The 21,601-nt window shown below is 70.4% G+C and carries 22 protein-coding genes and 1 tRNA gene; 9 read left to right on the top strand and 14 right to left on the bottom strand.

Annotated features, from left to right (window positions below):
- Nucleotides 1-27 precede the first annotated feature (27 nt).
- Nucleotides 28-2,082, bottom strand: a complete 2,055-nt coding sequence (locus EDF42_RS04140) for an MDR family MFS transporter (protein ID WP_123671524.1) — start codon at nucleotides 2,080-2,082, stop codon at nucleotides 28-30.
- A gap of 188 nt (nucleotides 2,083-2,270) precedes the next feature.
- Here EDF42_RS04140 and EDF42_RS04135 point away from each other — a divergent pair, with 188 nt between their 5' ends.
- Both EDF42_RS04135 and EDF42_RS04130 read left to right on the top strand, forming a co-directional pair.
- Nucleotides 2,271-3,230 (top strand): phosphotransferase, encoded by a 960-nt coding sequence (locus tag EDF42_RS04135; RefSeq protein WP_123671523.1) that lies wholly within the window; start codon nucleotides 2,271-2,273, stop codon nucleotides 3,228-3,230.
- 71 nt (nucleotides 3,231-3,301) lie between these two features.
- Nucleotides 3,302-3,691 carry a hypothetical protein gene (locus tag EDF42_RS04130; RefSeq protein WP_123340831.1) on the top strand — a complete coding sequence of 130 codons (390 nt, stop codon included), beginning with the start codon at nucleotides 3,302-3,304 and terminating at the stop codon, nucleotides 3,689-3,691.
- A 34-nt stretch (nucleotides 3,692-3,725) separates the two neighbouring features.
- Here the strand turns inward: EDF42_RS04130 and EDF42_RS04125 are convergent, their stop codons facing one another.
- A complete protein-coding gene (locus EDF42_RS04125; protein ID WP_123340832.1) occupies nucleotides 3,726-5,183 on the bottom strand; it encodes an SPFH domain-containing protein in 1,458 nt (485 codons plus the stop codon).
- A gap of 164 nt (nucleotides 5,184-5,347) precedes the next feature.
- Between EDF42_RS04125 and EDF42_RS04120 the strand changes: the two genes are divergently transcribed.
- Both EDF42_RS04120 and EDF42_RS04115 read left to right on the top strand, forming a co-directional pair.
- A complete protein-coding gene (locus EDF42_RS04120) occupies nucleotides 5,348-5,644 on the top strand; it encodes a helix-turn-helix domain-containing protein (protein ID WP_123340833.1) in 297 nt (98 codons plus the stop codon).
- Between the two features lie 50 nt (nucleotides 5,645-5,694).
- On the top strand, nucleotides 5,695-6,900 hold the full coding sequence (locus EDF42_RS04115; RefSeq protein WP_185040752.1) for a type II toxin-antitoxin system HipA family toxin: 1,206 nt from the start codon (nucleotides 5,695-5,697) through the stop codon (nucleotides 6,898-6,900).
- A gap of 70 nt (nucleotides 6,901-6,970) precedes the next feature.
- On the opposite strand, the gene nadE is transcribed toward EDF42_RS04115, so the two are convergent.
- Nucleotides 6,971-7,798 (bottom strand): ammonia-dependent NAD(+) synthetase, encoded by an 828-nt coding sequence (gene nadE, locus EDF42_RS04110; protein WP_123340999.1) that lies wholly within the window; start codon nucleotides 7,796-7,798, stop codon nucleotides 6,971-6,973.
- Nucleotides 7,799-7,838: 40 nt separating this feature from the next.
- Nucleotides 7,839-8,006: a hypothetical protein gene (locus EDF42_RS18820; RefSeq protein ID WP_159570252.1), complete on the bottom strand. Its 168-nt coding sequence runs from the start codon at nucleotides 8,004-8,006 to the stop codon at nucleotides 7,839-7,841.
- Between the two features lie 418 nt (nucleotides 8,007-8,424).
- Here EDF42_RS18820 and EDF42_RS04105 point away from each other — a divergent pair, with 418 nt between their 5' ends.
- Both EDF42_RS04105 and EDF42_RS04100 read left to right on the top strand, forming a co-directional pair.
- On the top strand, nucleotides 8,425-8,862 hold the full coding sequence (locus EDF42_RS04105) for a MarR family winged helix-turn-helix transcriptional regulator (RefSeq protein ID WP_123340836.1): 438 nt from the start codon (nucleotides 8,425-8,427) through the stop codon (nucleotides 8,860-8,862).
- A 149-nt stretch (nucleotides 8,863-9,011) separates the two neighbouring features.
- A complete protein-coding gene (locus EDF42_RS04100; protein WP_123671521.1) occupies nucleotides 9,012-10,451 on the top strand; it encodes an MATE family efflux transporter in 1,440 nt (479 codons plus the stop codon).
- 237 nt (nucleotides 10,452-10,688) lie between these two features.
- On the opposite strand, the gene EDF42_RS04095 is transcribed toward EDF42_RS04100, so the two are convergent.
- The gene (locus tag EDF42_RS04095; RefSeq protein WP_123671520.1) at nucleotides 10,689-11,303 is read right to left on the bottom strand and encodes a copper resistance CopC family protein; all 615 of its coding nucleotides are present in this window, start codon (nucleotides 11,301-11,303) and stop codon (nucleotides 10,689-10,691) included.
- 41 nt (nucleotides 11,304-11,344) lie between these two features.
- On the bottom strand, nucleotides 11,345-11,512 hold the full coding sequence (locus EDF42_RS18815) for a hypothetical protein (RefSeq protein WP_159570266.1): 168 nt from the start codon (nucleotides 11,510-11,512) through the stop codon (nucleotides 11,345-11,347).
- Between the two features lie 213 nt (nucleotides 11,513-11,725).
- Here EDF42_RS18815 and EDF42_RS04090 point away from each other — a divergent pair, with 213 nt between their 5' ends.
- A complete protein-coding gene (locus EDF42_RS04090) occupies nucleotides 11,726-12,457 on the top strand; it encodes an alpha/beta hydrolase (protein WP_123340840.1) in 732 nt (243 codons plus the stop codon).
- Between the two features lie 123 nt (nucleotides 12,458-12,580).
- Here EDF42_RS04090 and argG read toward each other — a convergent pair whose 3' ends face one another.
- The 5 genes from argG to EDF42_RS04065 form a co-directional block, all read right to left on the bottom strand.
- On the bottom strand, nucleotides 12,581-14,023 hold the full coding sequence (gene argG / locus EDF42_RS04085; protein ID WP_123293324.1) for an argininosuccinate synthase: 1,443 nt from the start codon (nucleotides 14,021-14,023) through the stop codon (nucleotides 12,581-12,583).
- A 73-nt stretch (nucleotides 14,024-14,096) separates the two neighbouring features.
- A tRNA-Arg gene (locus EDF42_RS04080) sits at nucleotides 14,097-14,168 on the bottom strand.
- Between the two features lie 13 nt (nucleotides 14,169-14,181).
- Complete coding sequence (locus EDF42_RS04075; protein WP_123671588.1) at nucleotides 14,182-15,285, bottom strand: epoxide hydrolase family protein; 1,104 nt, start codon at nucleotides 15,283-15,285, stop codon at nucleotides 14,182-14,184.
- A 61-nt stretch (nucleotides 15,286-15,346) separates the two neighbouring features.
- Entirely contained in the window at nucleotides 15,347-16,021 is a 675-nt protein-coding gene (locus tag EDF42_RS04070; RefSeq protein WP_123671519.1) for a cation diffusion facilitator family transporter, read from the bottom strand.
- Entirely contained in the window at nucleotides 16,018-16,371 is a 354-nt protein-coding gene (locus EDF42_RS04065; protein WP_123340881.1) for a helix-turn-helix transcriptional regulator, read from the bottom strand. Before EDF42_RS04065 ends, EDF42_RS04070 begins: the two co-directional genes overlap by 4 nt.
- A gap of 123 nt (nucleotides 16,372-16,494) precedes the next feature.
- On the opposite strand from EDF42_RS04065, the gene EDF42_RS04060 reads away from it, so the two are divergent.
- Nucleotides 16,495-17,328: a CPBP family intramembrane glutamic endopeptidase gene (locus EDF42_RS04060; protein WP_123671518.1), complete on the top strand. Its 834-nt coding sequence runs from the start codon at nucleotides 16,495-16,497 to the stop codon at nucleotides 17,326-17,328.
- Between the two features lie 137 nt (nucleotides 17,329-17,465).
- On the opposite strand, the gene EDF42_RS04055 is transcribed toward EDF42_RS04060, so the two are convergent.
- From EDF42_RS04055 to EDF42_RS04045, 3 genes are all read right to left on the bottom strand, one after another.
- Complete coding sequence (locus EDF42_RS04055) at nucleotides 17,466-17,960, bottom strand: HNH endonuclease (protein WP_111085210.1); 495 nt, start codon at nucleotides 17,958-17,960, stop codon at nucleotides 17,466-17,468.
- A gap of 365 nt (nucleotides 17,961-18,325) precedes the next feature.
- Nucleotides 18,326-19,369 carry a C40 family peptidase gene (locus EDF42_RS19335; protein ID WP_123671517.1) on the bottom strand — a complete coding sequence of 348 codons (1,044 nt, stop codon included), beginning with the start codon at nucleotides 19,367-19,369 and terminating at the stop codon, nucleotides 18,326-18,328.
- A 177-nt stretch (nucleotides 19,370-19,546) separates the two neighbouring features.
- Nucleotides 19,547-20,242 carry a metal-dependent transcriptional regulator gene (locus EDF42_RS04045; protein WP_111085212.1) on the bottom strand — a complete coding sequence of 232 codons (696 nt, stop codon included), beginning with the start codon at nucleotides 20,240-20,242 and terminating at the stop codon, nucleotides 19,547-19,549.
- Between the two features lie 174 nt (nucleotides 20,243-20,416).
- Between EDF42_RS04045 and serC the strand changes: the two genes are divergently transcribed.
- Nucleotides 20,417-21,532, top strand: coding sequence for a phosphoserine transaminase (gene serC / locus EDF42_RS04040; RefSeq protein ID WP_123340884.1), 1,116 nt, complete (start codon nucleotides 20,417-20,419; stop codon nucleotides 21,530-21,532).
- Nucleotides 21,533-21,601 lie beyond the last annotated feature (69 nt).

Genomic DNA, 21,601 nt, shown 5'->3' with positions numbered 1-21,601 from the left:
GGTGACGAGAGACCCCGGTGGCCGGTCCTACGCGCGGTCCCGCTGCACGGGGATCGATCCGGTGACGGGCGCCGTGGGCGACCCCATCGTGTCGGCCGCCTTGACGGCCTGCACCTCGAGGTCGTCGGCGGTGCCGGCCTGGTCGGCCTGCTCCTGCAGGGCCGAGCTCTTGCGGAGCGGCGGCGCCTTGAAGAACCAGCTGAGGATGAACGCCAGCAGGATCACGGCGAAGCCGACCCAGTAGACGGTCACGGCCGACGCGTTGAAGCCGGTCATGAACGGCTTGGTCAGCGCCGGGGTCGCACCGTTGAGGTAGGACGTGTCGCTCGTCTCGCTGCTCGAGCTGCTGCCGTCGCCGGCTCCCTTGTCGATCTGCTTCGACAGTTCGGGGGCGAGCTCACCGACCCAGTACGAGCGCTGCGAGGCGTCGGACCAGTCGACCACGAGCTTGCCGTCCTGCACGCTGGCGTGCGCCTTGTCGGCTGCGGCGGTGAGGGCCTGCTGCTGCACGGCCTCCGGGGCGCCGGTCGTCGCAGCGGCGACCTGCGCGGTGGCCTGGTCGAGGCCGGACTGCACCTGCGACTTCACCGGGGTGACGATCGGGTTCCAGATCTGCTCCATGACGCCCGCGTTCGCCTTCGCCGTGGCGACGGTCGGGTTCAGGGCGGCGTCGAGCGCACCGGACAGGTTCTTCTGGTCCGCGGTGGCGTGCAGGATGTTCGCCGGCATGATCGAGAACAGGATGCTGAGCAGCACCGCCGTCCCGAGCGTTCCACCGATCTGGCGGAAGAACGTGGCGGAGGACGTCGCCACACCCATGTCCCGCGGCTGGACGGAGTTCTGCGAGGCGAGGGTGATGCTCTGCATGAGCTGGCCGAGGCCGAGGCCGATCAGGAACATGCCGATCATCAGGAACCAGAGCGGCTTGTCGATCGTCATGAACGTCAGGACGACGTAGCCGACCGAGACCAGGGCCGTGCCGATCACCGGGAAGATCCGGTATCGACCGGTGCGGGCGACGATCTGCCCCGAGGCGATCGAGGCGATCATCAGACCACCGATCATCGGCAGGGTCGCGAAGCCGGACTCGGTCGGGGTCAGCCCCGTGACGATCTGCAGGTACAGCGGGATGGTCAGCATGGCGCCGAACATCGCGAAGCCGACCAGGAACCCGAGGATCGTGGCCATCGAGAACGTGCCCGAGCGGAAGAGCTTGAGCGGGATGATCGCGTCGTCCTTCATCAGGGTCTCGATCACCAGGAAGGCGACGAGCCCGAGCGCACCGATCACGTAGCAGGCGATGGCACCGGCCGAACCCCAACCCCAGGTGCGGCCCTGTTCGGCCACGAGCAGGAGCGGGACGAGTGTCGCGATGACCGAGGTGGCACCCCACCAGTCGATGCGCGGCTTCGCCTTGGCGTCACCGAACTTCGGCAGGTGCAGGAAGGCGATGACCATCAGGAGCGCCGCGACGCCGATCGGCACGTTGATCAGGAAGACCCAGCGCCAGCCGGTGACACCGAGGATCGTGCTCGCGCCGGCGAACAGGCCACCGATGAGCGGGCCGATGACGGACGAGATGCCGAAGACCGCGAGGAAGTAGCCCTGGTACTTGGCACGCTCACGCGGGGCGAGGATGTCGCCCATGATCGCGAGCGGCAGCGACATCAGCGCACCGGCACCGATGCCCTGGAAGGCACGGAACGCGGCGAGCATGATCATCGAGGTCGACATCGTCGAGAGCAGCGAGCCGAGGATGAAGACCGCGATGCCGAAGATGTAGAGCGGGCGGCGGCCGAAGACGTCGGAGAGCTTGCCGTAGATCGGCGTCGTGATGGTCGACGCGATCAGGTACGCGGTCGTGACCCACGCCTGCTGGTCGAGGCCGTGCAGGTCGTCGCCGATGGTGCGGATCGCGGTGCCGACGATCGTCTGGTCGAGCGACGACAGGAACATGCCGGCCATGAGGCCGTAGATGACGAGCAGGATCTGACGGTGCGACATGATCGGCTTGCCCGGCGTGCTGGCCGGGGAGTCGTGTCGTCCGCGCGACACCTCGGCGGGTGCGGTGGCAGTAGACATGGGGGTCCTTCAGGGGTGCGTGGTGGTCGTCGTGCGGGCAAGGGACGCCGGAGCGTGTGTGGCGGGCCGTCGAACGGCGGGTCAACCTTGCAGACGCTGCAACTTTACATCACCAGCACGTTTGCCGCCAACGCAAACTTGCCGTCTATGCACGTTCGTGAACGGCTTCTCAGGTAGCGTCGTCGGGCATGGGGCGAACTGCGTGGACGGACGTGCCGGCGGTCCTGCGCGACCGGGTGGAACAGCCCCTCGGCGGAACGGTGACGAACGCTGAGTCCCAGACCGCCGGGTGGTCGCCGGGGAGTGCCGACCGTGTGGTCACGGCGACGGGGCGACGGGCGTTCGTCAAGACGGTCTCGCGATCGCGGAACGCCGATGCCTTCGCCCTGCACCGCCGGGAAGCCCGCGTGGTGGCGCAGCTGCCGTCGACCGTGCAGGCGCCGCCCCTGCTGGACGCCTTCGACGCCACCGTGGACGGCGACGAGTGGGTCGTCCTGGTCCTCGACGACATCGAGGGCAAGCACCCCGGGGCGGCACTCGACGGCAGGGACACCGCGGCGGTGCTCGATGCGCTGGACACCCTGCCGTCGGCGACCGGCGACCTCGGCACGCTCCCCCAGATCGCCGACGACCTGCGCCACGAGTTCGGCGCGTGGGACCGGATGCTCGGCGACCCCACCCTGTCCGACCGGGCCGCCGAGGTCGTTCCGGCGGACGTGCTCGCCGCCGGACCCGAGTTCGCCCGCACCGCCGCCCGGGCAGCGACCCTCGTCGACGGCGAGCACCTCGTGCACGCCGACTGCCGTGCCGACAACCTGCTCGTCGACCGCTCCGGGGCCGTCTGGGTCGTGGACTGGCCGTGGGCGAGCATCGGCGCGCACTGGCTCGACCCGCTGACCTACCTGATCGACACACTCGTCCGCGGCGAGGACACCGACGTCGAGCACCACCTCGCCACCCACCCGGTGTTCGCCGGCGTGCCCGCCACCACGGTCGACGCCGTGCTCGCCGGTCTCGCTGGCCTGTTCTTCGAGCACGCGCTGCCGCCGGCACCGCCGAACATGCCGACCATCCGTGACTTCCAACGGCGCGAAGGCCTGGCCGCGGCGGACTGGCTGCTCCGCCGGTGGGACACGACACCGCACTGACGACGAACGACAGGCGTCGGGTACCCCGTCTGTCCAGCAAGCGCGGCACCACGGAGCGTACGGTCCCCCGCATGACTGATGAGCACCGCACTCCGCGTCCCGAAGACGACGCCGCGCGCCTCGGTCTCGTCGTCGTCGGAGAGGCAGCAGCGCTGCACTCCGGTGACGAGGCGGCACTGGACGCGAGCGAGCAGAACATCCGCGACACCATCGACGAGATGGTCGACGAGCCCCTGACCCCACGCCAGGAGCAGGTGATCGAACGTCTGGCATCCGCCGGCGGGACCCTCACCGCCGGTCTCAGCGGCGCGCTCGCGGCGCAGACCGGACGGAGCGTCGACGACATCCTCGAGGGCGCGGCCCGCAGCGTCGTGTGGCAGCAGCGGCTCGCCGACCAGCGCGAGGACGCCGGTGGCCAGCAGCGCGAGCGCCGGGACGAGAACGGGCGCGACGAGGACTGATCCTCGCTACGCCCGCCCCGGGTGCCGCTGAGAACTACTCGATCGGCTCCGCGACAGCGGTGGACTGCTCGCGCACGACGGCCCGAGCGGCAGCCTGCCCCGTCGTGGAACTCTTGACGATGTCACTCAGGGTGAACCCGGCGGTCGTCCCGAGCAGGGCGTCGACCTCGCTGAACTGGCTCACGATGCTCTTCGACAGGGCGCCGGCGCCGTCGGAGGACACCACCGTCAGCTTGTCGATGTTGCCCATCGGCGCCGCGAGCTCGCGGGCGATGCTCGGCAGGGTCTCGATGGCCTTGACCCGCAGGACGGCCTCGGAGTGCTGCGCGAGTGCGTCCGCCTGGGCCTTCGTGGCGTCTGCCTCGGCCTGACCCTTGGCGCGGATCGCGTCGGCCGCTGCCTCACCTTCGGCACGGGAGGCGTCGGCAGCGAGCTTGCGCGCCTCGGACTCGGCCTTCGCTTCTGCGGCGATCGCCTCGGCGGAGATCCGACGGGCCTCGGCCTGGGCCCGGGCCGTCTCGACCTGGGCACCGGCGGCCGCTTCGGCCTCGACGCGGGTCTTGCGCGCCTGCGCCTCGGCGACGGCGGAGACCTCGGACTCCAGCTCGGCACGGCGCAGCTCGGCACGCTTCTGCGCGGTGATCTGCTCCTGCTCGACGACGCCCTGCGCCGCACGGGCCTGGGCGAGCGGACCGGCGGCTGCGGCCTCGGCCGATGCCCGGTCGGCGTCGAGCTGCAGTGCGGCGCGGCGGATCGCCAGGGTGTTCTCGGCTTCGGCGATGGCCTGGTCGGCGGTGGCACGGGCTTCTCGCGCTTCGCGGTCGGCCTGCGCCTCGGCGTTCTCCGCCTCGAGCCGGACGCGGGCGCGCTCGGCACGACCGAGGTCGCTGATGTACTCGTTGCGGTCCGAGATGCCCTTGATCTCGAAGGAGTCGACGTCGAGGCCCTGGCTGTGCAGGGCTTCTTTCGCGACGTCGAGCACCGCGACGGTGAGCTGGTCGCGGTTGCGGATGATCGTGGACACGTCGGTCGCACCGATCGACGCACGGAGCGATCCCGACAGGACCTCGCGCGCGAAGTCGTCGATCTTCTTCTCCTGCCCGAGGAACCGCTGCGCGGCCGCCCGGATCGAGGCGTCGGTCTCACCGACCTTGACGAGCGCGACCGCTTCGACGTCGATCGTCACGCCGCGGGAGTCCTGCGCGTTGACGTTGATGTCGATCGCCCGGGAGCTGAGCGAGAGCTTCGCGACCTTCTCGAAGAAGGGTCGGACGAGGACGCCGGCGCCGAGCACGACCTTGATGCCGGACTCGACGGTCTCGGTGCCGTCGTCGTTCTTGACCTTGCGTGAGCGCTTGCCGGTGATGATGAGCGCTTCGTCGGCGCCGGCGTTGCGGTACACGACCTTCGCGTAGATCAGCGCGATCACGGCGAGGACGATGATCCCCACGATGATCAGCGGGATGGCTCCGAGCGCGAACAGGACTTCCATGACTCCCCCTCCGGACCAGGCAGCAGCCTGGATTCCGCATCTGTTGTTCCGTTGGGTCCCATCCTACGAGCGGTCGGTGACGCGTCGCAGCCGGAGGTGCGTGTTTGGCAGCTTTTCCGGTCAGTTTGACCTTGTTGTGACAGACTTTCCTGCCAGGAGGTCCCATGGTCCAGCGATCGTCGCCCCGCCGGCGGCAGCAGCTCGTGTCATTCGGTGAGAACATCCGCCGATGGCGGTCCGTCAACGGCATGTCCGCTGCGGAGTTGGCCGAACGGGCTGCGGTGACGCGCGACACGTTGCGAGCGATCGAGACCGGCACCGGTGGGCGCATCGATTCCCTCTTCGCCGTCCTCGGCGCACTCGGGATCGCAGACACCACGATCGAGGCGATCGACCCGTTCCGGAGCGAGACAGCGCGTGCTCGGATCGATGACATCCTCCGCAGCGGCGGCGCCCTGTGATGGACGAATCGGTCGAGGTCTGGACCGGCGAGTCCGCGGAACCACGTCGCGTGGGTACCTTGCGCCCGTCCTTCCAGGGCTTGCGGACGCTGGCCTCGTCGTCGTTCGAGTACGACGACGACTTCCTCCGACACGGTTGGCAGGTCTCCCCCGACCTCCCACTCCGCCCCGGTCGGACGTACACGGCTGACAGCCAGACCCTGCCCGGTGCGTTCAGCGACGCGGCTCCGGACGAGTGGGGACAGAAGCTGATCCGCGCGGACCACGCCGCGCGACGACAGCGCGACCCGTCACTGGCCGCTCGGCTCGGCGAGTTCGACTACCTCCTCGGCGTCGCGGACCACACCAGGATCGGAGCGCTCCGGTTCCGGGTGGGTGGCTCCTGGTCGTCTGCGGAGACCGGGGTCGCGAACCTCCACGACCTCGCCCGGATCCTCGCCGCTGCCGCTCGGTACGAGGACGACGAGGCGACCGACGAGGACATCGCGTACCTCGGTGACGTCGCGACCTCTCCCGGCGGCGCTCGGCCGAAGGCGAACGTCCTCACCCCGCGCGGGACGCTCGCGATCGCGAAGCTGCCGCACTCGAAGGACGGCCGCTTCGACGTCGAGCGCTGGGAAGGAGTCGCGCTCACCCTCGCGACGGATGCCGGGCTCAGGGCGCCGGCGTGGTCACTCGTTGGACCGGAGTCCGGACGTGCCGTCCTGCTCTCCGAGCGCTTCGACCGAGACGGCTCCGGGGACCGACTCGGGTACATGTCGGCACGGACGGCGCTCGAGCTCGGCGCCCACGACGACGGGTCACGACTGACCTACGAGGACCTCACCGACGTCATCGACCACTGGAGTTCGGCTCCCGCAGCGGACCTCCGCGAGATGTTCGGCCGGATCGCGTTGTCCGTCCTCGTGAACAACGTCGACGACCACTGGCGGAACCACGCCTTCCTCCACACGCCCACCGGGTGGCGGCTCTCGCCCGTCTTCGACGTCAACCCGAGCCGACAGCGCGGGGTGATCGACTCCCGGGCGATCTCCCCGTCGGACGACCCCAGGTCCCGCGACCTGCGGAACCTGCTCGACATCGCGGACGCCTTCCGGCTCCGGCGCCCGGACGCGGAGCAGGTGCTCCAGCGTGTCGCGGGCGCGGTGGCGGGGTGGGACCGGGTCGCGGCCGGCGTCGGGATCGGTGGGGACGAGCGGGAAGCGATGCGCGTGGCCTTCGACTCGCCCCTCCTGGACTGGGCGCTGGGGCTCTAGACCAGGACGGACAGGAGGCGCGGTGCAGGATCACCTGCACCGCGCCTCCTGTCCGTGGTCGCGCCAGCGCCTACGCGCCCGCACGCCACCAGTCGTCGAACGGCGTCGCCGGCACCTGGCGCTTGTGCTCGGTCGCGCGGTACCGCGACTCGATCGCTTCGGCGACCTCGAGCGGCACGTCGTGCCCCTGCAGGTAGGCGTCGATCTCGGCGTAGGACAGCCCGAGGTTCGCTTCGTCGGTCTGGCCGGGCGTCTCGTCGAGCAGGTCCGCGGTGGGGGCCTTCTCGTACAGGCGGGCGGGCGCTCCGAGGTGCTCGAGCAGCTGCCGTCCCTGGCTCTTCGACAGGCCGGTGAGCGGCGTCAGGTCGACGCCGCCGTCGCCGTACTTCGTGAAGAACCCGGTGACCGCCTCGGCCGCGTGGTCGGTCCCGACGACGAGCAGCCCGCGCTGGCCGGCGACGGCGTACTGGGCGACCATGCGCATCCGGGCCTTGACGTTGCCCTTGACGAAGTCGCTCAGCTCGACGCCCGAGGCAGCGGTGTCTTGCATGACGCCGTCGACGCCGTGCTCGATGTTGACGGTGATGCCCGGGTCGGCTGCGATGAACTGCAGGGCGAGCTGGGCGTCGTCCTCGTCGGCCTGCACGCGGTACGGCATGCGGACGGTCGTGAACTCGGCGGGGTGCCCCTCGGCACGGAGGGACTCGACGGCGAGCTGGGTCAGGCGCCCGGCGAGCGTGGAGTCCTGGCCGCCGCTGATCGCGAGCAGGAACCCCTTCGCGCCGGTCGTGAGCAGGTAGTCACGGAGGAACCCGACACGGCGGGCGATCTCCTGCTCCGGCTCGATGGTCGGCTGGACGTTGAGGTCCGCGGCGATGGCGGCTTGGAGTTCACGCACCACCCCAGTATCCCGCTGCACCCGCCGGCGTGCACAGCGTTCAGCGGACGGGTTCTGCGTGCACCGGCCGGATCGTGTTGTCGTGGTCGACGCCGATCGCGCAGGTGCAGACGACGCCGAGCGTCTCGGCGCTCTGCGTCAGCCGGAACCGCTCGACGTGCGGCGGGCCGACTCGACGGTCGAGCGGGTGGGTGTCGTGATCGTGCACGGTGGTCCTCACTGACTCGTGGTGGTGCGGATGTCCGGTGCGGTGGCGGTCCGAACCGCCACCGCACCGGAGGGCCCGAGGCGACCCGAACGCCGCGGCCCCGTGGAGACGCACGCCGGTACCCGCCGGCGCGCGTCGGAGTTCATGGACGCCGGCGGCGTCGCGCTCGGAGCGCAGTGCGAGTCATGGGTCCCTTCCCGGGCGGAGGTCCGCCACTGCTGATCCATCCCCCGCCGTGCGACGGGAGACCCGAACGGTCCGGCACCGGACCGAGGACGACGGCTGGTGAGGCCGTCTTCCTGTGCAAGGTACCAGCGGCACACCCCGAGGCCATACCCCCGTTCCGGGGCCGAACCACGGGTGACCACGGGCCAGACCCTCGTTGACAGTTAGAGATCAAACAGTTAGAGTTCTGATCATGCAGGCACCGGATCTCACCACCCCGCTCGAACTCATGCGGTGGATCGGATGGGCACAACGCAAGGCGGCTGACGAGTGGGTCCGTGATCGGGACCTCACCCGCGAGCAGAGCTTCGTGCTCGGGTACCTGCAGCAGAATCCCGGAGCGATCCAACGCGACATCGCTGAGATCACCCGGACCAGCGCGGCCAGCGTCTCGAGCCTCCTGCAGGGCCTCGAGCGGCGCGGCCTCGTCGAACGACGACCCGACGCCACGAACGGTCGGACGAAGACGGTGCACGCCACCCCGGCGGGCATCGACCTCATCGCCGGCTTCACCGACGCGATGGTCGCCCTCGACGACACCCTGCTCGCACCACTCGACACGGACGAACGCGCCACCCTGCGGCACCTGCTGCAGAAGGTGACCGCGGAGCTCGCACCGCCGACGCGGTAGCGCCGCGGACCCGGTGACGCCGCCGACGCGGTAGCGCCCCCCGGCACCGACGTCACCGGCGCGCTCGACGCGCCACGGGCCTCCCGGCCCCACCCCCGCACGCGACGGCACCCCGTCGCGCCCTCAGCCCTGCCCACGAGGAGGCAGTCATGACCACCACCACCCCCGAGAACACCGCCGCGGCCACCAACCGCTGGTACCTCTCCGCCGCACCGATCGCCCGGGCCCTCGTGCACCTGTGTGTGCCGATGGCCGCTGCGATGGTCGTCAGCGCCCTGTACAACGTCATCAACGCCGGCTTCATCGGCTCGCAGCACGACACGTCACTGCTCGCCGCGATCACCTTCGGTACCCCGCTGCTCGGCATCGTGATGGCCGTCGGCGGTGTGTTCGGCGTCGGCGGCAGTGCCCTGATGTCCCGCTTGCTCGGCGCCTCGGAGCACGACCCTGCCAAGGCGCAGGACATCAAGCACGTCGCCTCGTTCGCGCTGTGGGGAGCCGTCGTCACCGGTGCGGTCCTGGCCGTCGTCGGGCTCGTGTTCCTCCGCCCCCTGGTCGCCGTGCTCGGTGCCGACGCAGCAGCCGTCCCCGCCACGAGCGAGTACGTCGCCGTGATGCTCGCGTTCGTCCCGGTGCTCGCCTCGTCGTTCGCCCTCGAGCAGATCGTCCGCTCCGAGGGTGCCGCACGCCAGGCGATGATCGGCCTGGTCCTGTCGACGATCGGGAACCTGGTGTTCGACGTGCTGTTCATCCTCGTGCTGCACTGGGGGGTCGGCGGTGCAGCGCTGGCGGTCGGACTCGCGAACGTCGTGTCGATCGCCTACTGGGTGACCTGGCTGCAGCGGAACAGCGAGAACGTCAGCTTCGCGCCGAAGTGGTTCACGCTCCGCGCCGACATCCTGAAGCCCGTCTTCGGCATCGGCGTCGGCGAACTGCTGCAGTCCGCCTTCCTGATCGTCACGACGCTCGTGCTCAACAACCTCGCCGCCGCCTACGGCGACGACCCGCTCGCCGCGATGGGCGTCGCGGTCCGCATCGCGCAGGTGCCGGAGTTCCTCGTGATGGGCGTGACGATCGGCGTACTGCCCCTGCTCGCCTACGCGTTCGGCAAGGGCGACGCCGCGCGCCTCCGGGCCGCCCTGCGCGGAGCCGCCTTCACGGTCGGCGCGATCGTCCTCGTGTTCTCCGGCGCGGTCTTCACCTTCCGCGAGCAGGTGTTCACGATCTTCTCCGGCGACCACTCGGTCCTCGCGATCGGCCTGACGATCCTGACGGCGCAGCTCGTCGCCGCCATCGTGAACGGGTTCACGGGGTTGCTCACCTCGCTGTTCCAGGCGACCGGCATGGTGCTCCCCGCGATGGTGCTGTCGCTGGCGCAGGGCGTGCTGTTCATCCCGATCGTCATCGTCGGCAACCTGTGGTTCGGACTCGCCGGGATCATCTGGGCACTGACCGTCACCGAGGTCATCGTGTTCGCCGCTGCGGTGGTGCTGTGGCTGGCGTCGCGCGGGAAGATCGCGCGCGGCCTGGCCGCCGGCAGCGAGGAGCGGGCGGACGCCGCGCTCGAGGAGACACCCGCCGCCGCGTAGCGCGGTGCGCGGTGCGCGGTGCGCGGCGCGCTCGCATGGTGAGCAGAAGAGGTCGGGTCCCGTTCCAGGACCCGACCTCTTCTGCTCACGAAGCGGGGGTGAACGCGGCCGGCGTCGGACGGGAGGCCCGTGGCGGCCGGGTGGCGGGCCTCCCGTCCGGCACGTGTCCGGGTCGCGGGCGCGGCGCATGGTGAGCAGCAATGGTCGCGTGGATCTCGGCCACCCGACCATTTCTGCTCACGAAGTGCGTCGGGTGCGGCGCAGGAGGAGCACCACGACGGCCCCGGCGGCGAGCACCGTGCCGGCGCCGAGCGCGACCCAGACCCCCGGGGCGATGCCGGGCGCCGAGTCGGGCGCACCGTCGGAGGCCCCGGTGGCCGTCGCGGTCGACGTCGGAGTGGGCGTCACGGGGCCCGATGTCGGCACCGTCGGCACCGCCGTCGCCGGAGTCGTCGCGGATGGTGCCGCGACCGCGGCCCGGTACTCGAACCGGTACGTGCCGTCGATCGGGTGCCCGTCCGGCGACACGTACCGCCAGAGCACCGTGTACGCGCCGTTCTCGAGGTCGACGGCCTTGGCCATCGTCATGCCGGAGACGGTCACCTCGCCCGTCGACACGTCGGTGCCGTCGGCGTCGGTGACCTGGATCCGCAGTCCGGCGTCGAGACCGGCGAGCGGCGCCTCGCTGAAGGTCAGGTCGACCCGGTCGAGCGGTTCGGTGATGACCGCGCCGTCAGCGGGCGAGCTGCCGGTGAGGGCCGAGTGCGCCGAAGCCGGCTGGACCCCGACGAGCGCCAGGAGCCCTCCGACGACGATCGCGAGGGAAGCTGCCGTCGTTCGTCCTGTCCGCATGCACAGACTCTACAAGCCGTAGAGCAGCGGACCGGAACGGGTCAGATCTGCTCGCCGAGGAAGTCGGCGTAGGACGGCTCGCGCCGTGCGTCGCCCGTACTGGTGGAAGCGTGGCCCGTTCCTTCGAGGCGCTCGGCCACGAGGGCTTCGAGGTCCTCCGGCGACCGGAGGCCGTGGCGGTGCCAATCGTGCTGCATCCTGGCGGTCATGACGACCAGCCCTTCGTCGAGATGATGCGCATCTCGGATTCGTCCGGATCGACCCGCTGTGCCAGACCCCACATCTGTGAGGAGCATCGTGACGACGGGTCCCTGATGACCGATCCAGTTCCTCCACGGTAGGGGTTGCGCCGGACGCCGTCGAGCGCGGTGCGCTTCTCGGCCGATCGCACGCCGCCGCGCGGATCGCCGTAGCGTCGGGGCATGGAGATCCTGTTCGTCCACGGCGCCCTGGTCCGCGACGGTGCCTGGTGGTGGCAGCCCACCGCCGACCTGCTGCACAGTCGCACCGGAACCCGCGGCCGCACCGGCATCCGCAGTCGGGCGGTCGCGCTGCCGTCCTGCGGCGAGGGGCCGTCGGGCCACCCTGACGGTGGGCTCGCCGAGGACGCAGCCGCCCTGCGCGCCGCCCTCGACGACAGCGACGGGGCGATCGTCGTCGGACACTCCTACGGCGGCACCGTGATCGCCGAGGCCGGACGGCACGACGCCGTCGCTCACCTGCTGTACGTGTCCTCGTACCTGCCCGACGTCGGCTCCGCGCAGGCCGGCATCATGGCCGACGAGCCCGATCCCGTGTCGATCGGCCCGGCCGGTGAAGGTGTCCTCGCCGTCGCCGGGTACGACGCGGCGTCCTTCGGTGCCCGCTTCCTGCAGGACGCCGACACGAGCACCCAGCAGGCCGCCTGGGACCGGGTGACCGCCCAGTCGGCGGGGGCGTTCGTGACACCGACGACGGCAGCCGGGTGGCAGGGCGTCGACTCGACCTCCCTCGTCTGCACCGAGGACCGCAGCACCACAGTGGGGCTGCAGCGTGCGCACGCGGTGCGGGCGACGCGGAGCGTCGACGTGCCGACCGGGCACCACCCGTTCATCACGCGACCAGACCTGGTCGTCGAGCAGCTGGAGTTGCTGCTCGGAGGCGCCGCGGCCTGAGTCGGCGGCAGGACGACGGACGGGAGGCGCGGTGCCAGCTGGCACCGCGCCTCCCGTCAGGCCTTTCGCGCGTCCATCGCGCGTGACCGGCCGCGTGGTACTGGCCCCGTGGCGCTGCGCTCGTCAGTCGGTGCCGGAGTCGAAGGCCGCGCCCTCGGAGGCGAGGTCTGTCCGGCGTCCGAGCGCATCCTCGGCGTCCGAGGCGATGACGGCGCCACCGAGGATCTCCTCGGACTCGCCCGCCTCGAGCTCACCGACGAGCTCGGCCGTCGCACCGCCGATGAGACCGGCGGCCGCGTACTGCTCGAGCCGTGAGCGGGAGTCCGCGATGTCGAGGTTGCGCATCGTCAGCTGACCGATGCGGTCGTCCGGACCGAACGCGGCGTCGCCGACCCGCTCCATCGACAGCTTGTCGGGGTGGTACGACAGCGCCGGACCCGTGGTGTCGAGGATCGTGTAGTCGTCGCCGCGACGCAGGCGCAGCGTGACCTCGCCGGTGACGGCCGAGGCGACCCAGCGCTGCAGGGACTCGCGGAGCATGAGCGACTGCGGGTCGAGCCAGCGGCCCTCGTACATCAGGCGCCCGAGTCGGCGGCCCTCGTTGTGGTACGACGCGACGGTGTCCTCGTTGTGGATCGCGTTGAGCAGACGCTCGTAGGCGATGTGCAGCAGGGCCATGCCCGGTGCCTCGTAGATGCCGCGGCTCTTCGCCTCGATGATGCGGTTCTCGATCTGGTCGGACGCGCCGAGGCCGTGGCGGCCGCCGATCGCGTTCGCCTCGTAGACGAGTGCGACGGCGTCCGTGTACTCCTCGCCGTTGATCGCGACGGGGCGTCCGGCCTCGAAGCGGATGCTGACGACCTCGGTGGCGACCTCGACGTCGTCACGCCAGGCGGCGACGCCCATGATCGGTTCGACGATGTCCAGGCCGCTCGAGAGCTCTTCGAGGCTCTTCGCCTCGTGCGTGGCACCCCAGATGTTGGCGTCGGTCGAGTACGCCTTCTCGGTGGAGTCGCGGTACGGGAAGCCGCGGGCGACGAGCCACTCGCTCATCTCCTTGCGACCGCCGAGCTCCTCGACGAACTCGGAGTCCAGCCACGGCTTGTAGACGCGCAGACGCGGGTTGGCCATCAGGCCGTAGCGGTAGAACCGCTCGATGTCGTTGCCCTTGTAGGTGGAGCCGTCGCCCCAGATGTCGACGCCGTCCTCCTTCATCGCGCGGACGAGCATCGTGCCCGTGACCGCACGACCGAGGGGCGTCGTGTTGAAGTACGTCTTGCCGCCGGAACGGATGTGGAACGCGCCGGTCTGCAGGGCGACGAGGCCCTCTTCCACCAGGGCGCTCTTCGCGTCGACCAGGCGGGCGATCTCGGCACCGTACTCGTGGGCGCGGCTCGGGACGGCGTCGATGTCCGGCTCGTCGTACTGACCGATGTCGGCCGTGTACGTGCAGGGGATCGCCCCCTTCTCGCGCATCCAGGCAACGGCGCAGGAGGTGTCGAGACCCCCTGAGAACGCGATGCCGACTCGTTCGCCGACGGGGAGACTGCTCAGGACCTTGGACACGGGGTCAATCGTACGGGGAGACCGGGGGTCGCTACCGTCCAGCGCGACGGTTGTGGAGAACTGCCCTACAAAGTGCCCCTGGAGGGACTCGAACCCCCAACCGTTTCCTTAGGACGGAACTGCTCTTCCGTTGAGCTACAGAGGCTGGCCCGTCCACTCTAGCGGCGGAACGGCTCCAGGAAGGTCGTGAGCTCGTCGACGTACAGCGCCGGTTGCTCGAACGGCGCGAAGTGTCCTCCGCGCGGCATCATCCGGTACGACACCAGGTTCGTCGTCCGCTCGAGCCACGCCCGTGGCGGCTCCACCAGGTCGCCGGGGAACAGCGAGAAGCCGGACGGCACTTCGACCCGCCGGGCCGACTGCTCCGGCGGGATCGCGGCGTTCGCGTGGTACATCCGCATCGCCGAGCCGATCGTGCCGGTCGCCCAGTACTCGGTCAGCAGCGTGAGTACCTCGTCCTGCGTGTAGACGGACCACAGGTCGCCGTCGCAGTCGCTCCACGACCGCAGCTTCTCGACGATCCACGCGGCGAGCCCGGCGGGTGAGTCGTTCAGGCCGACCGCGACGGTCTGCGGCTTGGTGCGGTGCATCATCGCGTAGGCGCCCTCGGTGTCGCGCCACCGGGCGGTCGCTGCGACGAACCCGCGTTCCTCCGGCGACAACGTGTCGAGGTCGATGCCGGGCCAGGCGAGCCCGCCGTCGATGCGGTGCACGGCGGCGACCCGGTCGGCGTGGTCGAGCGCGAGGTAGCGGGCGACGTGGGTGCCGATGTCCCCGCCGGCGACCGCGAACCGTTCGTAGCCGAGCTCGGTCATCAGCTCGGCCCACATGCCGGCGACCGCGCGGGCGTCGATCGGCTGCGGCGGGGCGTCGGAGAACCCGTAGCCGGGCATGTCCGGCACGATCACGTCGAACCCGGCCTCGACGAGCATCGGCAGGACCTTGCGGTACCGCCATCCGGAGTCCGGCCAGCCGTGCGCGAGCAGGAGCGGCAGCGCGTCGGGCGTGCCCGCTCGGGCGTGCAGCACGTGGATCCGGGTGCCGTCGATCGTCAGCCGTCGGCTGGGCAGTGCGGCGAGCGCCGCTCGGTGCGCGTCGAAGTCGAAGCCGTCGGCCCAGTACTCGATGAGTGACCGGAGCTCGTCGACGTCCGCCCCGAGCGACCATCCGGTGCCGGCGGGTGCGTCCGGCCAGCGCGTGGCCCGTAGTCGCGCGCGGAGGTCCTCGATGGTCGCGTCGTCGATCTGCGGTGTCTCACCCATGCCCGCGACGCTACTCAGCGGGACCGACACGTGGACGGCGGCCACTGCAACCGAGCCCGCGTCAGCAGCAGTCGCAGGCGTCGGCCGCGCGCTCGCCGGTCAGGGCGGCGACCGGCTGCTTGCAGGCATCGCCCCGCCAGGCCTCGAGCCCCTCGCGCACCGCGAACACGACGACCACCAGGCCGGCCACCGGATCAGCCCACGACCAGCCGAACAGCGTGTTGAGGAGCAACCCGACCAGCACCGCGGCGGACAGGTAGCTGCACACCAGGGTCTGCTTGGAGTCCGCGATCGCCGACGCCGAACCGAGTTCCTTGCCGGTGCGCCGTTCGAGCAGGCTGAGGAACGGCATCACGGCCAGGCTGACCGCCGCCAGCACGATCCCGACGGTGCTGTGCTCCGGCTCGCGCAGCCCGGTCAGGGTCAGCACCGCGTCGACGCTGACGTACAGCGCCAGTGCGAAGAACGACAGCGCGATGACCTTGAGCGCGACGCGCTCCCGCGCTTCGGGGTCCGGCCCGGCGAACTGCCACGCGACCGCTGCGGCGGACAGGACCTCGACGACGGAGTCGAGTCCGAAGCCGACCAGGGCGGTCGACGACGCCACCGAACCGGCTGCGATCGCGATGACCGCCTCGATGACGTTGTACGTGATCGTCGCGGCGACGATCCAACGGATCCGTCGCCGCAGCACCCGTCGGCGATCAGGAACCGCCCGGACGGTCGCGTCGGTCATGCGCCGGGTCCGCAGCAGAGCGGGACGTCGCAGTCCTCGTCGGTGCACGCGTCGCCGTCGTCGACGGCGAGCACGACCTCGAGGAGCGAGCGGATCGCAGCCCCGAGGTGCGGGTCGGCGATCTCGTAGCGGGTGGAGCGCCCCTCGGGCACCGCGACGACGATCCCGCATCCGCGCAGGCAGGCGAGGTGGTTCGAGACGTTCGAGCGGGTGAGCCCCAGTTCGGCCGCGAGCCGGCCCGGGTAGACCGGCGCTTCGAGCATCTCGAGCAGGATCCGGGAGCGCGTCCGATCCGCCATCGCCCGGCCGAGCCGGTGCATGACGTCGAGCCGCGGGGCCATGGTCAGCATGCGCTGACCATACAGCAGACGCTGACGTATCGAGTGCCCCACCCCGGCAGGCGGACCCGGAATACGGCAGGCTGGGACCGTCTGCCACCTGCCAGGCACCACACACCACCACAGGGGAACCACATGACGGATCAGACGACCGCGAACGCGTGGCAACGCTTCTGGGCACGCGGCGGGTGGTGGCGTTCGGTCCTGCTCGCCGCCGTCTACCTGCTCGTGTACCTCGGCATCAGTCAGCTGATCGGCCTGTTCGTGCGGCCGTTCATCGACCTCGACGACCTGTACGGCGACCCCACGAGCGTGCTCTTGGCCTCGATCCTGCCGATCGGCCTGATGGGCCTGCTCCTGCTGCTGTTCGCGCGCTCACTCGGGTGGCTGCCGCACCTGTTCCGCCGCCGTACCGCACACGCCCCGCGGTGGATGTGGATCGCGGTCGTCATCACCGTCGTCCCGCCGGTGATGAAGCTCGCCGGCACCGACTGGTCCCGCTTCACCCCCACGCTCGTCCTCGCGATCCTGTTCTTCGGCCTCTGCGTCGGGTTCGCCGAAGAACTCCTCACCCGTGGTCTCACGGTCGAGATGCTCGAACACCACGGGTACAGCGAGCGTGCGGTCTACGTGCTGTCGTCGGTCGTCTTCGGGTTGATCCACCTGCAGAACCTGCTCGGCGGCGGCAACCCGCTGCTCGTGTTCGCGACGGTCGGTTACGCGATGGGCTTCGGCGCGATGATGTTCCTCGCGCTCCGGGTGAGCCGGTGGCTGATCGTCCCGATGCTCCTGCACGCCCTCACCGACCCCACCACCCTGATGGCTGCAGGCGGGCTCAACGATGCGCACGCCGTCGTGACCGGCGGATCGCACGCGCTGGTCACCTTCGCGTCGCTGTTCAACTTCGTCTACATCGCCTTCGGCATCGTTGCGGTCTTCCTCCTGCCGGGCCGCAAGCGCGCGCTCTGAACGCACCCACCTGACGGCCTGGAGGCACGTGGCGGGCCCGCCACGTGCCTCCCGTCCGTCATCGAGTGAGCACAGGGCGACGGGTCGCCACCCGCGACCCGTCGCCTTCTGCTCACTCGGCGCCTGCAGCGCAGCCGCTACGCGGCCACGAGGTACTCGTCCCACTCCGCCTGCGGACGCTCGATACCGCGCACGACCCACGACGAACCGTGCGGGATCTTCGGACGGAAACGCAGCCGCCACCCCATCTCCTGCGGGGTGCGGTCACCCTTCTCGTTGTTGCACGCCAGGCAGCAGGCCACGAGGTTCTCCCACGAGTCCTGCCCACCGCGCGACTTCGGCTGCACGTGGTCGATCGTCGTCGCGTGCCGGTCGCAGTACGCGCACCGGTTGGCGTCACGGCGCAGGACTCCGCGGCGCGACACCGGCACGAGTCTCGAGTGCGGGATGCGCACGTACCGGGTGAGGATGATGACGGACGGCCGATCGAAGCTCGAGGTCGACCCGGTCACCGGGTGTTCGAGGTCGGCGGCGACGACGGAGGCCTTCTGGTTCATGACCAGCACGAGGGCTCGTCGGAACGAGATCACCGCGAGGGGCTCGTAACCGGCGTTGAGGACGAGAGTGCGCATTGGTTCCCTTCCGACGTGCCTGGACGGCTTCCAGGCGCTGCGGGTGCGTCGGACCGGGGTCCTTCGCAGGTGACCGTCGCTCGCGCACACGTCCCCTGAACCACGAAGAGCACCACCCGGAAGGGCAGTGCTCTGGTCATGCAGGGGCGTGCTCGTGCACGCAGGCGGTGGTCGACCGTATGTCGATGCGCGCGCGCCGACCCATGGTGCGGGTCGTGCGGAACAACGACATGGGGTCTCCCTGCTCGGGGCCTTGCGGACCGGTGCAGCGCCAGGCTACGTCAGAAACCGGCCCGGCACGAGGGTGCACGGGCCGGTTTCGGCGATGTTCACGGGTTCGATGCCCCGCGGTCGGGTCTCATGCCTCAGATGCCGAAGCGGACGATGTGGTAGTCGCTGGTCCAGATCGGACGGATCGACACCGAGCCACCGGGCTTCGGGGCGTCCATGATCATGCCGTTGCCCATGTAGAAGCCGTCGTGCGCCTCGTTGTTGAAGATGACGACGTCGCCGGGCTGCGCCTCGGACTCGGGGATCGTGGTGCCGGCCTGGTCCTGCAGCGGCACCGAGTGCGCGAGGTTGATGCCGTACTGGGCGTAGACGAACATGACGTAGCCCGAGCAGTCGAAGCCGGACGGGTCGGCGCCACCGAAGACGTACGGGGTGCCGATGTACTGCTTGGCGGTGGCGACCACGGCCGGCAGCGAGAACGGGGTGTCCGCGGCGCTGGAGCTCGCCACGTAGTCGGCGGCGGACGGGCCGGTGTACGAGGCGTACTGCTCGGCGGTCTGGGCACGCGCTGCCTGCGTGGCCGATGCTGCCTGCTCGGCCTGCTCAGCGGCTGCCTCGGTCGCTTCGGCCTGGTCGGCTGCAGCCTGCTTGGCCGCTGCGCGTGCGTCGAGCGTCGCGGTCGACGTGGCGCCGTAGCCGTCGCGGCTCGTGCCGGCCAGCGCGACGGCGTCGGACACCGAGAACTCCTGGCTCTCCGTCGCACGGACCTGGCGCTGCGCGTTCGCCGCCTCGGTGCCGGTGGAGGGCTGCGCGGCGAAGGCCGGCGCGACTGCCACGGTGCCGAACATGCCGGCGGCGACCGTCAGGACGATGGGGGCGAGGAACTTGCGCTTGCGCGACGACGAGCTCGCCTTGGCAGCGGTCGCGGTGGCTGCGGCCTGTGCGGCACGACGGCCACCGGGGAGCGGCGCGGAGCGGACCGGGACGACCTTGCGGGTCGGGCGCGCGTCGGCCTGGCGGACGGACCGTCGGGTGAGCGGTGCGTCGGTGGCGTTCTCGGTGTTCGTCGGGTTGGCGGGCGTCTGGTCGTCCGCGGCGGAACCGGTCTGCGTCAAGGGTGTGGTCTCCGGCGTCTCGTCATCACGCTGCCGTGTGTGTCCGGCGACGTGCAACCCCATCCGTTCGTCATCGTTTCCGATCGAGGCAGGAGACGGGTTCGAGACGTCCTGCCACGGGTCTCCGGCTCAGGCGCAGCGCGGGGACTCGACGAGTGTACGGGGCCGTCGTTACCTTGTCGAGATGAAACGGGCCGTTTGTAACGAAACGGTAAAGAAGCCCTGATCAGGGCCGCAAAATCAGTCCCGTTCGATGTAGACGTGCTGCGCGACCTCGACGGGGAGCTCGATGCCCGAGTCCTCGCCCTCGACGCGGACGGCGACGTAGGCCCCGGCGCGCTGCACGCTCGCCAGACGACCGGGCATGACGCCGGCCGTGCGGAGCTGGTGCAGGAGCTCGGGCTCGAACTGCACGGGCTCGCCCAGACGACGGATCACACCGGTCGCGACGGCGTCGGTGCCCTCGGTCGCGGCGACGATGTTCTGCACACCGTCGAGGAACCCGGCGGCCGCGGGGCCGCCGATCTCGGCCAGGCCGGGGATCGGGTTGCCGTAGGGCGACTCGGTCGGGTTGCCGAGCATCTCGAGCAGGCGGACCTCGACCTGCTCGCTCATGACGTGTTCCCACCGGCAGGCCTCGTCGTGGACGAACGCCCAGTCGAGTCCGATGACGTCGGCCAGCAGGCGCTCCGCCAGACGGTGCTTGCGCATGACGTGGGTGGCTCGGGAGCGCCCTTCGTCGGTGAGCTCGAGGTGGCGGTCGCCGGAGACGACGACCAGGCCGTCGCGCTCCATGCGGGCGATGGTCTGCGAGACCGTCGGGCCCGAGTGGCCGAGGCGCTCCGAGATGCGAGCGCGCAGCGGAACGATCGCCTCCTCCTCCAAGTCGAGGATGGTGCGAAGGTACATCTCCGTGGTGTCGACGAGATCGGTCACGGTCCGCCTCTCATGTCTGGGCCCAGCGGCCACCACCCTACTTGTTCGGACCGACGAACTCCGACCGACACTTGCACCGGGCAAGAAGAGGGCCGTGGCCACAGCACTCCAGGCATCCCCGTCCGGCCGGTACAGGCGCACCAGCACTGGGATCGCGCTCGGTAGGATCGGTGCATGGCAGACATCGTCATCCCCGCCGAACTCCTCCCCACCGACGGCCGCTTCGGCTGCGGACCGTCCAAGATCCGCGGCGCGCAGCTCGAGTCCCTCGTGACGCGCGGGGCCACGATCCTCGGCACGTCCCACCGCCAGAAGCCCGTGAAGGACCTGGTCGGCAGCGTCCGCTCCGGGCTCGCCGATCTGTTCCAGGTCCCCGAGGGCTACGAGGTCGTCCTCGGCAACGGCGGCTCGACCGCGTTCTGGGACGCCGCCGCGTTCGGCCTCATCGAGCGCCGCGCAGAGAACCTGTCCTTCGGCGAGTTCGGGTCGAAGTTCGCCAAGGCCGCCGGCGCCCCGTGGCTCGAGGCACCGCACGTCGTCGAGGCCCCCGGCGGATCGCTCGCCGCGCTCGAGCCCGTCGACGGCGTCGACGTCTACGCCTACCCGCACAACGAGACCTCGACCGGCGTCATGGCCCCGGTCGTCCGCGCCGCCGGTGACGCCGGAGCACTGACGGTCGTCGACGCCACGAGCGCCGCCGGTGGTGCCGCGTTCGACGTGGACGCCACCGACGTCTACTACTTCGCCCCGCAGAAGAACTTCGCCTCCGACGGCGGCCTGTGGCTCGCGCTGTTCTCCCCCGCCGCGATCGAGCGCGTCGAGCGCATCGCAGCGAGCGGTCGGTACATCCCCGAGTTCCTGTCGCTCAAGAACGCCGTCGACAACTCGCGCCTGAACCAGACGCTGAACACCCCGGCGATCTCGACGCTGCTGCTGCTCGACGACCAGGTCCGGTGGATCAACGAGTCGGGCGGCCTGGCCTGGGCGGACACCCGCACCAAGACCTCGTCGTCGACGCTGTACGACTGGGCCGAGTCGGTCGACTACGCGACGCCGTTCGTGACCGACCCCGCAGCCCGCTCGCAGGTCGTCGCCACGATCGACCTCGACGACTCGATCGACGCCAAGGCCGTCGCCGCGACCCTGCGCGCGAACGGCATCGTCGACACCGAGCCGTACCGGAAGCTCGGGCGCAACCAGCTGCGCGTGGCGACGTTCACCGCGATCGACCCGGACGACGTCGCGAAGCTCGTGCAGGCGATCGACTTCACGGTCGACGCCCTGCGCTGACCCGTCCGTCGTGCGGGCCAGCGCCGGCGACGAACACCACGGAAACGACGAAGCACCACGGGATCCCGT

It is taken from the genome of Curtobacterium sp. PhB172 (assembly GCF_003752545.1).
Taxonomy (GTDB): domain Bacteria; phylum Actinomycetota; class Actinomycetes; order Actinomycetales; family Microbacteriaceae; genus Curtobacterium.
This window is presented reverse-complemented; position numbering and strand designations above follow the sequence as displayed.